11 protein-coding genes are annotated in these 14,748 nt (G+C 63.0%); 6 read left to right on the top strand and 5 right to left on the bottom strand.

Translation table 11 applies throughout. The features are described 5' to 3' along the window. Positions 1-47: 47 nt before the first annotated feature. From GV027_RS16825 to GV027_RS16815, 3 genes are all read left to right on the top strand, one after another. Positions 48-2,609, top strand: a complete 2,562-nt coding sequence (locus GV027_RS16825; RefSeq protein WP_159512542.1) for a glycoside hydrolase family 95 protein — start codon at positions 48-50, stop codon at positions 2,607-2,609. Positions 2,610-2,632: 23 nt separating this feature from the next. Further along, complete coding sequence (locus tag GV027_RS16820) at positions 2,633-4,558, top strand: alpha-L-fucosidase (RefSeq protein ID WP_159512541.1); 1,926 nt, start codon at positions 2,633-2,635, stop codon at positions 4,556-4,558. 114 nt (positions 4,559-4,672) lie between these two features. Beyond that, entirely contained in the window at positions 4,673-5,230 is a 558-nt protein-coding gene (locus GV027_RS16815; protein ID WP_159512540.1) for a hypothetical protein, read from the top strand. A 98-nt stretch (positions 5,231-5,328) separates the two neighbouring features. On the opposite strand, the gene GV027_RS16810 is transcribed toward GV027_RS16815, so the two are convergent. Both GV027_RS16810 and GV027_RS16805 read right to left on the bottom strand, forming a co-directional pair. Next, a complete protein-coding gene (locus GV027_RS16810) occupies positions 5,329-5,595 on the bottom strand; it encodes a hypothetical protein (protein ID WP_056678619.1) in 267 nt (88 codons plus the stop codon). 62 nt (positions 5,596-5,657) lie between these two features. Beyond that, on the bottom strand, positions 5,658-6,362 hold the full coding sequence (locus GV027_RS16805; RefSeq protein WP_236559274.1) for a YciE/YciF ferroxidase family protein: 705 nt from the start codon (positions 6,360-6,362) through the stop codon (positions 5,658-5,660). 34 nt (positions 6,363-6,396) lie between these two features. Between GV027_RS16805 and GV027_RS16800 the strand changes: the two genes are divergently transcribed. Next, a complete protein-coding gene (locus GV027_RS16800; protein ID WP_159512539.1) occupies positions 6,397-7,206 on the top strand; it encodes a SirB1 family protein in 810 nt (269 codons plus the stop codon). A gap of 83 nt (positions 7,207-7,289) precedes the next feature. Here GV027_RS16800 and GV027_RS16795 read toward each other — a convergent pair whose 3' ends face one another. From GV027_RS16795 to GV027_RS16785, 3 genes are all read right to left on the bottom strand, one after another. Then, positions 7,290-7,748, bottom strand: coding sequence for a hypothetical protein (locus GV027_RS16795; protein WP_159512538.1), 459 nt, complete (start codon positions 7,746-7,748; stop codon positions 7,290-7,292). 90 nt (positions 7,749-7,838) lie between these two features. Further along, positions 7,839-8,357, bottom strand: a complete 519-nt coding sequence (locus tag GV027_RS16790; protein WP_159512537.1) for a general stress protein — start codon at positions 8,355-8,357, stop codon at positions 7,839-7,841. 162 nt (positions 8,358-8,519) lie between these two features. Beyond that, positions 8,520-9,086 (bottom strand): hypothetical protein, encoded by a 567-nt coding sequence (locus tag GV027_RS16785; RefSeq protein ID WP_159512536.1) that lies wholly within the window; start codon positions 9,084-9,086, stop codon positions 8,520-8,522. 590 nt (positions 9,087-9,676) lie between these two features. Between GV027_RS16785 and GV027_RS16780 the strand changes: the two genes are divergently transcribed. Beyond that, positions 9,677-11,602 (top strand): S9 family peptidase, encoded by a 1,926-nt coding sequence (locus GV027_RS16780; RefSeq protein WP_159512535.1) that lies wholly within the window; start codon positions 9,677-9,679, stop codon positions 11,600-11,602. A 663-nt stretch (positions 11,603-12,265) separates the two neighbouring features. Beyond that, positions 12,266-14,068: a GGDEF domain-containing protein gene (locus GV027_RS16775; RefSeq protein ID WP_107934433.1), complete on the top strand. Its 1,803-nt coding sequence runs from the start codon at positions 12,266-12,268 to the stop codon at positions 14,066-14,068. Positions 14,069-14,748 lie beyond the last annotated feature (680 nt).

Below are 14,748 nucleotides of genomic sequence, written 5' to 3'. Positions count from 1 at the left end.
AGGCATGGCGGCGCCACCGGACGCGCCGCCATGCGGGAAGGGAAAGCATGACGGGTCAACCACCGGGCGTCGCCGACGCATTCGCCAGCGTATCACGTCGCCGCGTCATGGCAGCAGGGACCGGTTCCATGTTCGCCGGGCTCTTCACTGGGCTGGGCGCCGCCGAAGCCAACGCCCTCGGCGCGGACGAGCGCAACCGGATTGCGGCGACCGAGCCCGCGAGCGAGTGGCTGCTCGGGCACCCCGTGGGTAACGGCCGGCTCGCCGCGATGATGGGCGGCGGGGTCGTACGCGACATATTGTCGCTCAATCACGATACATTGTGGAGCGGCCAGCCCGACGTCAACCCCGGGCAGGCGGGCGTCGATCGAGACCATGCCGATCCTCGCAACCTTTACGCACTCGCTGCAGTTCGCCGCGCCGTGTTCGCCGATGATCCGGTCAGCGCCGATCAACTGAGCCATGCGCTCCAGGGGCCATTCAGTGCGAGCTATGCACCGATGGCGGATCTCCACCTCGAGATGGACCATCGCGAAGCCCCGCAGGACTATCGCCGGATGCTCGACCTCGATCGCGCGGTTGCATCCGTCACGTATCGCTCTGGCGGGACAGGCTTCGGCCGCGACCTGTTCGCCTCGCACCCCGATGGCGTGATCGTGCTGCGGCTTACCGCGGATCGGCGCGGCATGATCAATTGCCGCCTGATGCTGACGAGCAAGCTGCGCGCGACGGCGACGGCTACCGCACAATCAGGCAGCAACCAGATCACCCTGCTCGGCAAGGCGCCGACGCAGAGCGAGCCCGATTACCGCGACGTTCCCGATCCCATTCGATATTCGGATAGCCCCGGTCGGGGCATGGCGTTCGCGACGATCCTGTCGGTCGAAGCAGATGGCGGCACGATCACCGCGTCGGAGGGCGCGCTGCACATCCGCGGCGCCACAACCGCGATCGTCCGCATCGCCGCCGCCACAGGGTTTCGCCGCTTCGACCTCGCGCCCGACACACCCGTCGCCGCGGTCCGCGCTTCGGCCGAACGCGACCTCGCGGCTGCCAGACGCCATGACTATACGACACTAGTAAAGCGTCACGTCAGCGATCATCAGGCGCTCTACCGCCGCGCCTCACTCGAACTCAACGGCACGATCGGGGACGGGGATACACCGCGTGCCGAACGCCTGTTCCAGCTCGGCCGCTATCTCCTCATCGCCAGTTCTCGTGCCGATACGATGCCCGCCAATCTTCAGGGCGTGTGGAATGCCGCGGTGCGCCCGCCTTGGAGCTCGAACTACACCACCAACATCAATCTGCAGATGAACTATTGGCTCGCCGAGAGCTGCAATCTCGCAGACTGCCATCTTCCGCTGATCGATCATATCGAACGACTCGCGGTCACCGGCGCCCGCACCGCGCGGCAATTCTACGGAATGCCGGGCTGGTGTGTGCATCATAACAGCGATTTGTGGGCAATGAGCAACCCCGTCGGCGCGGGCGTCGGCGATCCCAATTGGGCGAACTGGCCAATGGCGGGCCCATGGCTGGTACAGCACGTCTGGGATCATTACCGCTTCAGCGGCGATCGCGACTTCCTCAAGACGCGCGGCTTTGCATTGATGCGAGGCTGCGCCGAATTCTGTGCAGCCTGGCTGGTTCGCGATCCGCGAAGCGGCCATCTCACGACCGCCCCGTCGATCTCGCCGGAGAACCTGTTTCTGACCGCGGCCGGCAAGTCCGCCGCGATCTCGGCAGGCTGTACGATGGACCTCGCGCTGATCCGCGAACTGTTCACGAACTGCATCGCAGCGATGGCGGTAATCGGTGATGTCGACGGGCTCACGGTGCGCCTCGCCGGGTTGCTGAAGCAACTCGAGCCCTATCGCACCGGCCGATATGGCCAGCTTCAGGAATGGGCGACCGACTTCGCCGAGCAGGACCCGGGCCACCGACACATCTCGCATCTCTATCCGCTCTATCCTGGCGATGCGATCGACCCCGTCCGGACGCCCGCGCTCGCCCGGGCTGCGCGCGTGTCGATCGCGCGCCGCGAGGCGCATGGCGGTGCCAGCACGGGCTGGAGCCGTGCCTGGGCGACCGCGGTCTGGGCCCGGCTGGGTGACGGCGCGCAGGCCGGGCGATCGCTTTCCGCGTTCATCGCCGACAGCGTCGCAGCGAACCTGCTCGACACGCATCCGGCAAAGCCACGGCCCGTATTCCAGATCGATGGCAATCTGGGCATCACTGCGGCGATCGCGGAGATCCTGCTACAGAGCCGCGAAACCGAGATCGCGCTGCTGCCTGCGGTGCCCCCGCAATGGACCAACGGTCGCGTCGTCGGGCTCCGCGCGCGGGGCGGTCACGAGGTTGCGATCGCGTGGAGCGATGGCCATGTCGACGCGACGGTAATTGCCGGCGACACGCGCCTTTCAGTCCGATTGCCGTCAGGGTTCGAACCGCTCAAGGTTGTTCAGCGGGGGACGATCGTCCGGTTCGAGCAGGATGCACAGTCTATCACGTTCGAGACTGTGAAGGGCCGACGCTACGACGTCGCGCTACGCAGAACCGCTCCGGGCGCCGCCAGCAGCACGCCACGCCAGAGCGATGCCACATGACCCGAAACGTTCCAGGAGTCTCCATGTCGATCATCACCCGCCGCGCTATGCTTGCCTCGGGGCTCGCCTCCGGCCTGGCATCGACAGCGTCGTCTAGCGGCTGGGCGCGCAAGCCATCGCCCGGAACTTCACCCGCGCCCTGGGGAGCAACCCCCTCCCCGCGCCAGCTGGCCTGGCACGCACGCGAGCAATACGCCTTCGTCCATTTTTCGATCAACACCTTCACCGATCGCGAATGGGGCTATGGAGACGAAGACCCCAAATTGTTCGCACCAACCGACTTCTCGGCGGATCAGATCGTCGGAGCGGCCAAGGCCGGCGGCCTGCGCGGGATCGTGCTTACCGCCAAGCATCATGACGGATTCTGTCTGTGGCCGACGATGCTGACCGAGCATTGCGTCAGGAACAGCCCGTTTCGTGATGGTAAAGGCGATGTGGTCCGCGAATTCGAGCAAGCGGCTAGGCGCGCCGGCCTAGACTTCGGCCTTTATCTGTCACCCTGGGACCGCAATCACGCCGAATATGGCCGCCCCGGCTATCTCGACTATTACCGCAAACAGATCGTCGAACTCTGTACGCGCTACGGCCAGCTGTTTGAGTTCTGGTTCGACGGCGCCAACGGCGGCGACGGCTATTATGGCGGCGCCCGCGAGACACGGAAGATCAACTCCGAGACCTATTATAACTGGCCGTCGATCTTCGCCCTGGTGCATCAGCATCAGCCCATGGCCTGCACCTTCGAACCGCTAGGGTCCGACGTGCGGTGGGTCGGCAACGAGGATGGTGTCGCCGGCGATCCGTGCTGGCCGACCATGGCCAACCGCAAGCCGAGCCAAGCGGACGGCAACGCCGGTCTTCGCAACGGCCCCTTATGGTGGCCCGCCGAAACAAACACCTCGATCCGCCCGGGCTGGTTCTACCACGCCGACGAGGATGCGAAGGTCAAGGATCCCGAACGGATGCTGCAATTGTTCGACGAATCGATCGCGCGTGGCACCAATCTGATCCTGAACCTGCCACCCGACCGGCGCGGGCGTCTGGCCGATCCCGACGTCGCCGTTCTGCAAGCATTCGGTATCGCGCAGCGCGCGACGTTCGCGGACAATCGTGCGACCGGCGCGATCGCGTCAGCCGATCACATTCGCGGACCGGGCTTTGCGGCGGCCAATGTGCTCGATCGGAGTCCTGAAAGCTATTGGTCGACCCCCGACGCCGTCCATACGCCGACCCTTGTCCTCGACCTTCCGCCCGGCCGCAGCTTCGATCTCGTCCGGATCCGGGAGTTCCTGCCGCTTGGCGTCCGCGTCGACCGGTTTGCGATCGATGTCGATCGCGGCAAGGGGTGGTCGGAGATCGCATCGGGCACGTGCATCGCCGCACAGCGTGTCGTCCGCCTGCCCGCGCCCGTCGTCGCACGACGGCTGCGCCTGCGGATCGTCGCAGCGCAGGCGTGCCCGGCGATCAGCGAGATCGCGCTGTTCCGCCAGATCGCCCCGATCGCAGTCGCGCTGCCCGCCGCGCGTAGCCGCGATGTGCTGCAGCCCTCCGAGATATCGATCGTCTCGGCATCGGGACAGACTGCCGGCGCCGTGCTCGACAATGATTCGAACACAGTCTGGCAGGTTCCCGTTGCGTCGACTGCGGATCGGCCGACCGTCACATTCAAATTGACCACGCCTCAGCATTTGGCTGGCTTTATCCTGACGCCCTCGCGCGCGGTGATGACGGATACCGCGCCACCGAAGCGATTCCTTGTCGAGACAAGCCTCGACGGGAGGACATGGGTCAAGGCGGCTGCCGACGAGTTCTCGAACATCGCCAACGCGCTCTCGCCGCAACGCATCGTGTTCGACACGAAAATCGACGCCGTCTACGTCCGCATGACCTTCATCGGTCTTGCATCCCCCAAGACGTATATGGCCATCGCCGGCATCGACCTGTTTCGGTAGAGGGTTGGCAGGCGCGATACGTATCCCGCCTGCGCCCGTCGCTCATCCGCGGATGAACGCCAGCATGTCAGCGTTGATGACGTCGGCGTGTCATGTGGATAGCCTGGATAGGTCTTGAGCCTGCCGCCCATCGGGTACCAGGTCCGGCAAGGGGTGCGACCCGATCATCTTCGCCATGATCACCAGCACAGGCTGGTCGGCGATGCGCGCGACCGGGCGTTGCGAGACTATTGGAAGAGCAAATCCAACTTTGTCGATGTCGATTCGACCGCCAGAAGCTTCGATCCGAAGACGGGCGAGCGACGCCTTTCGATGACGGGTAAGGCGCGCACGAACTGGACCTCAGACTGGTATCCAACCGACGGGATGGGGACCGGCTATCGTGCTGCTTTCACCCGCGACGCCGGGCTCGACGGTGACGCACCGTACGCCGTCCCCTATCCACAGCATACGCGCACGGTGGACACGGTCCTGTTGCCGCAAGAACGATATCGCCAGAACAGTCGCGGGCATCGAATATCGCCGCCGTGTCACGTTAAAGGGCGGCATGTTCACCGCGAAGCGCACCCGCCGACGAGTTCGCAGCCTATGGCGTATCGCCCTGAGATGGGTCGCATCGCCGTTGCTCATGATCGCCCACCCACGCGTAGATCACAGTATCAGGACCGGTAGGACGCTCGACGCTGGAAGTGGCGGTCTTGTTCAGGACAGAAAATCTGTGTCCCCTGCCCTCAACAAGAGGCACAATTCCCGAGCTGGTTGGGGCGGTTTCAGTGCTCGTTGGAATGCCGGTCTTCGGCCGGCGTGTAATAGCGCGCGATCTCCGCTTCGGTGAGGGCGTGACCGCTCGACTCTTCAACAAGCGCGGCGATTTCGCCATCGGTCTTCCCGGCGTTGCGCAGCTGCTCGATCTCGTCGCTTACCATGTTGATGAAGGCGGGGACCGGGAACCGTTCCTCACCCAGGCCCAGTGCATCACGCATGTGTTTTTGCGCACGCAAGGCTTCGGGAAGCGTGAACGCGATATCATCAGCCATCGAACGTGCCTTTCATGGTTTAAATATGGTCGGAGGGCATTGGCCCCCCGACACCGAAACGCTTATGCGGTGACCGCTTCCGCTTTGACGTTCACGCTCGACGTTGCCATCGCGGTCAACTTGTCGTCGGTCGCATATTCCTCATCGAGCGTTTCTTTCAGGATCGCAGCGATATCGGCGCGGCCGAGCTGGTTCGCCCAAGCGATCAGCGTGCCATAGCGCGTGATCTCGTAATGCTCGACAGCCTGTGCCGACGCGATCAGCGCGGCATCCAGAACGGCTTTGTCCTCGATCTCGCCGGCGACTTCGTTGGCTTCCTTGATGATGCCGTCGATCGCCGGGCAGGTCACGGCCTTCGCCTTCTCGCCAAGCAGGTCGAAAATCCGCTGGAGGCGCGTGATCTGGCCTTCCGTCTCACGCAGATGGGTTTCGAAACCCTGCTTCAGGGCTGGCGCCGTTGCCTTGGCCACCATCTTCGGCAGCGCCTTGGTGATCTGGTTTTCCGCGTAATACACGTCCTGCAACTGGTGCAGGAACAGGTCGTCGAACGTCACGATGTCTTTGGAAAACAGGCCCATGATAGTATCCTCGCTAAGCAAATGGCTGCGAAGCAGACTGCTCCGGCACCGCCGCAACGCGCCGGCTCCGGGGTAAGTTTCGTTCGGGTCGGCGCAGCCTTCACGCCAGTCCGATCGGTGGCGGCGTGTAATCCTCGACGCCGTTCCGGTTGTCGCTCGGCTGATCATGCCGGCTGTCAAGTCGGGCATAGGAACGATTAGAAGAGTCCCCATCTAGCGTCGCATGACCAATAGCATTCTTCATCTCGGGCTCATGGAAGACGGCGAGATCGAGCTCGATCTGGCCGCCCTGGAACTCGCAGCGCTCGATCATCCCGGTATCGATCTCGATGAATATATCGACGAACTGGCTGGCATAGAATTGGCCCTGCGCGCTGCGGACGGCGACGCAGCAGGAAGCGTCGCTCAGGCCCAGGCCCTGCGCAGCGTCATGGTTGAGGATTTCGGATTCTCCGGCGACCGCACGCACTACGACGATCCCCAGAACGCGGACCTGATCGCTGTTGTCGATCGACGGCTCGGTCTGCCGATCAGTCTGTCGATCCTCTATGTGGCAATGGCCCGACGCCTTGGATGGTCGGCGATGCCGCTCAACACCCCCGGTCACGTCCTGGTCCGCTTTGGCGACGCACCGGATGCGCTGATCATCGATCCCTTCAATGACGGTCGCATCGTCGCCCCCGAACAGGTGGAAGCCTTGTTGGAGCAGATGACGGGCCAGACACGGTTTTCCGACGGGATGCTGCCCCTGTCGAACCGATCGGCGCTTGTTCGACTGCTGCTCAACCAGGCGACGCGTGCCGAGCAGGCCGGCAATCCCGCGCGCGCGCTAGTCCTGTACGACCGCATGACGATCGTGGCGCCCACGCACGCCCATGGTTGGTGGGAGCGAGCCAGACTTCAGCTGGTCGCAGAAGATGTTGCCGGCGCCCGCAACAGTCTTAGCGCGATGCTCGAGATTTCCCGGGACGACGATTTGCGCCTGCAGGTATCGGCAGCGCTCGATGCCCTTCCCCGGCCAACGCCTTCGTGAACGTAGCGGTGGACTGCCCTTACCCCAAGCGCCCTTTGGGAAGGCTTCTGCCCGCGAGAAGATCGTCGAGCCCTGGGATACCTTCAGCTCGCCGGCTTTGCGATCCCTGGTAGCTTCGCCGCGCGGAGCTTGTTGAGCAGATCGCGTGATTCCACGGGGGCCGCCTGTTTGAACAGGCTGAACAGCGCGCCATCGTCCAAACCGCTGATGTCAAACCCGATCGACAAGGCAATGGGCTGACGAAGGCGAGCACCGGGCTGCGCCTCGAGGACGAGTACGAACCACCGCATTCCGACAGGCGGCTGTCCGATATTTTCGGCGAACTCCCCTGCAACGGCCTGGCGTATCCGGATGCGTCGATCAGGATTATTGTCGAACCAAGCCGCGTCCCCGTGCGTGACTACCTCTGCGATGCGGTCGTCGATCGAGCGGGGTGTACTGATCATCATGAGGTCCTGACATGCGCCATTGCGGGGCGGCCTGTAGCGGGCCTGGTCACATTGGCAAATGGCGGGATGCGCACACAGCTTCAGCTCAGGCACCGCGATGCTCGCCTTCGATGCTGTCCAATGCCGAGACGGGGCGCCCCGTTCGGAACGCCCCGTCTCTTCGAGCCAGCAAATCAGAGAGGATTACGCCGACGCGACCTTGGCACGCGTCGATGTGTGACCGCCGGAGCGATGCAGCACATCGGCTGCGTCCTCGGGAGCGACCCCTGCCCCGGCGGTATCGACCGACACGAACACGCCACCTTCGTTGATGCGCCCCTCATAATAGCTGGCATCGACCCGGCTGACGCCATGATCCGTCATGACTTTTTCCAGCCCCCCGACGGCGCCACCGAGCGCCGCACCGACGACGGCTGCACCGGGGATCGCTGCCGACGCGATCGCGCCCGCTGCAACGAGAGGGCCGACGCCGGGTATTGCGAGCGCCGCGATACCGAGCAGGGTCCCGATACCAGCGCCGGCTGCGACCTTGCCGACAAACTCCTGCGTGTCGCCGTTGCCGTCTGTGGTCGTGTTCTTGCCATTGTGCTGCGCCACGACCGAAATCGCGCTGTCGCTAATGCCCGCAGCGCGCAGCTCTGAAACGGCGCGCTCTGCATCGGCGTGATTGTCGAAAACGGCTGATACGAGGGTCGTGCTCATGATGATTCCTGTCGACAGTTCGGTTTGCTCACGGATCCAGAAGCCGTGTCGAAGGATGATCGTTCCGGATATTGAGGGTTAGCGAAGCGGTAACCATGAATAGCAGCGTCGCGACACAGGACGCTGCGGGCGTGATAGACCATGCCCGTAGGCAGCTGCGACTCAAGTGTCGCTTTTTGCTTTTCGCCATTGTCGTATGGCGGCGTCATATCGTTGACGCTCAACTTCAACTGCAGCCGCTGCCGCGCCGACGTCTGCGCGGTGTTGCTCTTCAAGCTCACGTCGCTCGCGGGCCAGTTTGGCCTCCCGGTCCGCCAACCCCTTCATCCTGCCGCCGTAATCGGCCGCCACCGTCTCCAGCGCAGCCTCCGCCGCCTCGAGCTTCGCGCTGCTGGGCTTCGGTTTCGGTGCAGACTTCGGTTTTTGCGGCTGTTTGGACGCTTCGGGATGACCCGTAACATCTCGCCGCGCCGTCCGCGGTTCGGGGGCCGGCATGGCCTTGATCTGCTCCGCGGTCGTGCCCCGAGAATGCTTCACGACCACGCCTGGCGACGTCAAAGGCTCTGCGGTCAGCGCGGGGTCTGTGACGAGCTCAGCTATCCCTCGCGCGAACAGGTCTCGCTCGCTGCCCCAGGCTTCGAGGGCAGCCTTCTGACTCGTTGCAGCGACATAGGCATCATTGAAGCCAGCGACCGTCCTGTAAACCTTCAGCTTTTGCGCACGAGCCATGCAGATTGATACCGCGCTATGTGCTGAAATAGAAGTTGGCGCCGGTCGCCCATCCGGTACCGACCCCAATGCCCACCTCCGGGCTTACCGGACACGGATCGCGCTCGGTTGTTCGCGCCATCGTCGGTCCGGTCACGACCTGTCTAGACACTCCTAAGCGGTAAGCGAAGGCGGCACGTCGATGTGCCTCGTCTTAAGCGTGGTTCTGCCGTCAAAGCTTGCATTGGGTCACATTGCTTCAAGCAGCATGGGCGTCCTAGATATATGGAGGAGAAGCGCCGCCATGGCTACGCATTCCATCGATGCTGAAGTTAGCAGTTAACTATATCGGCTTGCGTCGAGAAGCGACTGGAACTGCGATAAAGACCATTTTTTGGCTCAAGCTGTAGGCGACGCTTGCGATCATCGAGCGTTCTATTGTTGAGACGCAAATCGCACTCCCTGCGATGGACGCGAGATGTTCGCCGATCGGCTGAGGATAGAATCGGGGCGATAAATCACGATGTCGATCACGCGAGACCGCTAGCAATTCAGCGGACCCGCTGTACCCGCCCTTGACCTAACGGTGCCCGGCGACCGACAACCGGCGAATGATCAAGCCTCTCGTCGCAACCGTCGCGCTGTTCGCGCTCGCTACCGGAACCGCAGCGCAGACCGTGCCGACGCAGCAGGTCGGCAGCGCCACGCTCTCTGGCGTGCCCAATATCCCCGTCGAGGTGCGCGAGGCGGTGCAGCGCTATCAGAATAGTCGGGCGGCGCAGTTCGAGGATTGGCTGCCGGACGGCTCGATGCTGATCGCCACGCGCTTTGGCGCGACGCAGCAATTGCATCACGTCGCAACCCTCGGTGGCGCACGCACACAGATCACGTTCGGCGCCGAGCCGATTGCCGCCGCGACGACGATCCCCCGCAGCGATCGTTTCGTGATGACGCGCGACACGGGCGGTGACGAGTGGTTTCAACTCTATACGCGCGGCCTCACCGGTGTAGCCACGCCGGTGACCGAAGCCGGCACCCGCAACCAGTCGCCGGTTTTCAGCAAGGATGGCGCGCTGATGGCATGGGCGCGGGCGACCAAGGGAAGCGCCGCTTATGCAATCCTGGGGGTCGACCCAAAGGCGGGCGGCAACCCGCGCTCGCTTTACCAGTCCGACGGCGCGGTGGCGCCCGCCGATATCGCGCCCGACGCTGCGCGGCTGATATTTGTGCGCAGCGTTTCCAACCGTGAGGACCAGCTGTTCGAGCTGGATCTTAAGACCGGCAAGGCGGACCGGATCGCGCCGAAGGCAGACGCTGCCGTCTATGCCGACCCACGCTATCTGCCGGGCGGACGAAAGCTGATCGCCATCTCCGATTCCGGCAGCGACACGCGCCGACTGGTCGAGATCGATATCGCCAGCGGCGCGCAGACGGTCCTGACGCCGGACCTGAAATGGGACGTCGAGAGCTTTGACCTGACGGATGACGGGCGCGTGCTCGCCTATTCCGTGAACGAGGACGGCTTCTCGCGCGTGGTGGTGCAGGATCGGGTCACCCGCCGCGCGCTACCGCAACCGGTGCTGCCGCGCGGCGTCCTGACCGCGCTCAGTTTTTCGCCCGACGGCAGGAATCTGGCGATTGGCCTGACCTCGGCCACTTCCGCCGGTGACGTGTGGAGCTGGGGCGTGACCGGAGGCGGCCTGACACGCTGGACCGTGTCGGAGCTGGGCGAACTCGATCCCGCCACGCTTGCCGAGCCCGAGCTCGTACGCTTCAAGTCCTTCGACGGCCTGTCTGTCCCGGCGTTCGTCTATCGGCCCAAGGGCTTGCCGGCAGGCACGCGGACGCCGGTGATCATCGACATCCATGGGGGCCCGGAGGCGCAGACGCGCCCGATCTGGAACTATGGCGCGCAATATTTTGCCGATGTGTTGAAGGCGACGGTGATCCTTCCCAACGTCCGCGGCAGCGACGGCTATGGCAAGCGCTACCTCAACCTCGACAATGGCGTGAAGCGCGAGGACTCGGTCAAGGATATCGGCGCCCTGCTCGACTGGATCGGCACGCAGCCGGGCCTCGATGCAGGCCGTGTCGCGGTTTATGGTCAGTCCTATGGCGGCTATATGAGCCTTGCCGTCATGACGCATTATTCGGACCGGCTGGTCGGCGGGGTCGAGCGCTACGGGATCAGCAACTGGAACACGTTCCTCCAGAACACCGAGGCCTATCGTCGCGACAATCGCCGCGCAGAATATGGCGACGAGCGCGATCCGGCGATGCGCGCGGTACTAACGCGGGTGTCGCCGTTCACGAATGTCGCGCGGATCACCAAGCCAATGTTGGTGATGCAGGGTGCCAACGACCCGCGTGTACCCCAATCGGAATCGGACCAGATCGTGGCGAGCCTGCGCGCAAACGGCAACGACGCTTGGTATGTGGTGTTCGCCGACGAAGGGCACGGCTTTCTCAAAAAGCCGAACAACGATCTGCGGCGCGAGGTGGAAACCGTGTTCCTGCGGCGTCTGTTTGAGCGGTAGCGAGAGGGATAGGCTTGGGAGGAATGTGCCCGCGCGCCTTTGCGATGTTGACCCACAGGCAGACTTTGATGCCGCTGCTTCAGCTGCTTGCGCTCAGACATCGCTTTAGGTTGGCGCGCCGTGCTCCTCCGTCGCTTGCGGTACGAACACCGAGAACGCCAGCGTGACGCCTGCGATCATAAGGATGCCCCGGGACGTCAGGGGCCGGCCGTGCGCTAGCCCTGCCCGGCTCGTCACTGCGCTTGCCGCCGACCCCTGGTCCACGAGCATCTGCTAAATCTGTTGCGGCGCCCCAGCGTGTCCGCGTGCGAGGCGGGCATCGAGCACGGTGCCCGGCACCGCCGCCCCAACCGTGCTGCCTAGATTTCTAGCAAACAAGTTGGAAGCCGTCGTGGCCCCACGCTTTGCGAAACCCACGCTGCCCTGGATCAACTTGAGACGCTGAAGATCCGCGGCGGGCGGGTTCTGCGCCGCAATCTTTACATAACGCCGCGTTGGCATCCCCAAGGGCGGGTGCGCAGATCAGACGGCCTGCTCTGTTTCGCATCGCGCCGGCCGAACCTCGCTATCGGCGATGGAGCCAAATTTGGAGCAGGCTTCACAACCGATTGAAAATACACCAGTCCTTATGATCCGTTAACCGTCGCCTCCTACATTTTGCGCATGAACCGAATAGCCCACCGTGTAACCGAGCTCACACGTTTTGCAGCGCTACCGATCGCCACAGGCGTTGGTTACTATCTGGCGGCCTTCGCGTCCCTCTACCTCACCCGCGGTGCTGACGGGATCGCGATGCTGTGGCCGCCCAGCGGCATTCTGTTCGCAGCCTTACTGGTCGAACCTCGGAATCGCATCGTGTGGCACATAGGCGCCGCAGCAATGGCCAGTCTCGCTGCCAACCTCGGCGGCGGGAATGGCGTCCTGCTTTCGATCGGTTTCACGCTCGCTAACGTGTCCGAGTCCGGATTTGCGGCATGGCTTTTACGAAACCGAACGCGGCGTCGTGATTCATTCACCGATCCAAAGGGCTTGGTCTGGTTCTGCATCGCCGCAGCGGCCGCGGCAGCGTTGAGCGCGACGATCGCCGCCTGCGCGACAACGGCTGTCGGGATCAGCTTCTGGCTTTCGTGGTTCACGACTGATCTGCTGGGAATTCTAATCGTTGCCCCGCTCATCCTGATCTCGGGCCGAGCCTTCTATCGCAAAAGGTTTCGCGATGGCCTGGCAGCAGCCCCGCAAGCCATCGCGATATTTCTGCTCGTGGCCAGCGTGTCGATAATCGCTTTCTCTCAGGTCAACTACTCGCTGCTTTTCCTGCCGATGCTTGCAGTCCTTCTGGCAGCGTTGCGAATGGGTCCGTTTGGCGCCGCCGGAAGTGTGCTGATCGTTGCCACGGCCAGCTCATTGGCCCATATTTTCGGCTCTGATCCGCAGGCAATCGCTGATGGTCAGGCGTATGCACGTAGCATCTTTCTGCAATTCTATCTGCTGGCCCTGTTCGCGGCTGCCCTGCCGATTGCCGCCTTGCTTGCGACTAGACAACAGCTGATCGATAGCAACGCGAACAAGCTGCGGTTGCTCGAGCTTGCCGAAGGTGCGGCGCACGTGGGTCATTGGCACCTGGATTTGTTGACCCAGCTTATAACATGGTCGGACGAAGTCTTTCGCATTCACGGTGTGGAGAACCGCGTTCCGCCGTCACTCGACACCGCGATAGACGCCTATCACCCTGACGATAGGGATGCGGTTTCGGCACATATCGGGCGCTCCCTCGAACACTGCGTGGGTTTTGAATTCACCGCTCGCATCGTCCGCCCCGACGGGGAGGTACGCCATGTGTTTTCGAAGGGTGAGATTGACCGAAACGGCGTCAATGAGTCGATTGGCCTGTTCGGCATTATCCAGGACATAACGACCCAGGTTGCGCATGAAGCCGAGATCGAACGGGCCCGCACTCGTGCTGAGACCGCCGCCCGCAACGCGATAATTCTTGCCGAAACAGACCAGCTTACCGGAATTGCAAACCGGCGCCGTACCAGCTTTGTGCTTGAGCAGACGTTGCTGCTCGCCCGCGAAACCGGGCACCCAATGTCCGTCGCGATGTTCGATATTGATCACTTCAAGCGCATCAACGACACCTACGGGCACCACACAGGCGACGAGGTGCTAAAGAGGGTGGCAGCAGGCGCTGCCGCGGAACTGCGCAGCGGCGATACGCTCGGTCGCTTCGGCGGTGAGGAATTCGTGATCGTGTTACCGGATGCCGCAGCGGATGCGGCAAGCAAGGTCGCCGAACGGGTGCGTCATGCGATCGGCACGGACAACTGTACGCCGGGCGTCACGGTGAGCATTGGCGTGGCTGAAATGGCGCCTGGGGAGACTTGCGACGCGCTGCTGAGGCGAGCCGATGATGCGCTGTATGGTGCAAAGAACGAGGGTCGCAACAGGATGCGGCTGGCCGCCTAGCGAAGTCGTCCGTAGACGCAGCCGTACTTCCAATGCCTGTCCCAATTGCGCATTCGCGAATGGCCTGTCGGCGACAAGAAGCGGGAGAGATGGCGCTTAACGAATGGCCGTTATGGGTTGCCCGTATAGCCACTCTGAACGTCCGGCATTGGGCGCTAGCTACCGGTCCGCTTTGCAGCTGGTAAGACCCAATAGATGACACTTAGATCAGCCTACCCGCTTCCCACAAATCGCTGCTAATTCATGTTCTAAGTTTGATCGCTTCTCGGTTTTCATGGCGCATGCTGGTAGGTGACTGCTCACCGTCGTCGCGAGCAGCCGGACCAGTTCCGGCTGCATAAATTCAAAACTGTTCATTACGTCAAACAAATCGCGCTCTTGCCTGCAAGAGCCGCCCGGATTTGAAGCTGGAGCTTGCTCCGCTGCGCCTTCGACCCGGCTGATCATTTCAGCCAGGAGCGAGTTCTCAGCGTCATGTTTAGGACGCGCGTCGCGTCCGAACGCGGTGGCGGCTCTCCCACCGATCGGTCCAGCGACTTCTAGAAACGGCTTAAGCTTGCGTCTCTCCCCGATCGGAACGCCCGGCCCGTCCGTCGGAAGCGCAGCAAGGCACCCTCAAGGTAAGTTTGCGCGGCGTCATCCAGCGCCTAGTCGATGAGTTCGGTCCTGTCCTGATCGAG

Source organism: Sphingomonas sp. T1 (assembly GCF_902506585.1).
GTDB lineage: Bacteria > Pseudomonadota > Alphaproteobacteria > Sphingomonadales > Sphingomonadaceae > Sphingomonas > Sphingomonas aerolata.
This window is presented reverse-complemented; position numbering and strand designations above follow the sequence as displayed.

Coding starts and splice junctions, on each gene's coding strand:
- GV027_RS16825 (WP_159512542.1), top strand. CDS start 48: ATGACGGGTCAACCACCGGGCGTCGCCGACGCATTCGCCAGCGTATCA.
- GV027_RS16820 (WP_159512541.1), top strand. CDS start 2,633: ATGTCGATCATCACCCGCCGCGCTATGCTTGCCTCGGGGCTCGCCTCC.
- GV027_RS16810 (WP_056678619.1), bottom strand. CDS start 5,595: ATGGCTGATGATATCGCGTTCACGCTTCCCGAAGCCTTGCGTGCGCAA.
- GV027_RS16805 (WP_236559274.1), bottom strand. CDS start 6,362: ATGCCCGACTTGACAGCCGGCATGATCAGCCGAGCGACAACCGGAACG.
- GV027_RS16800 (WP_159512539.1), top strand. CDS start 6,397: ATGACCAATAGCATTCTTCATCTCGGGCTCATGGAAGACGGCGAGATC.
- GV027_RS16790 (WP_159512537.1), bottom strand. CDS start 8,357: ATGAGCACGACCCTCGTATCAGCCGTTTTCGACAATCACGCCGATGCA.
- GV027_RS16785 (WP_159512536.1), bottom strand. CDS start 9,086: ATGGCTCGTGCGCAAAAGCTGAAGGTTTACAGGACGGTCGCTGGCTTC.
- GV027_RS16780 (WP_159512535.1), top strand. CDS start 9,677: ATGATCAAGCCTCTCGTCGCAACCGTCGCGCTGTTCGCGCTCGCTACC.
- GV027_RS16775 (WP_107934433.1), top strand. CDS start 12,266: ATGAACCGAATAGCCCACCGTGTAACCGAGCTCACACGTTTTGCAGCG.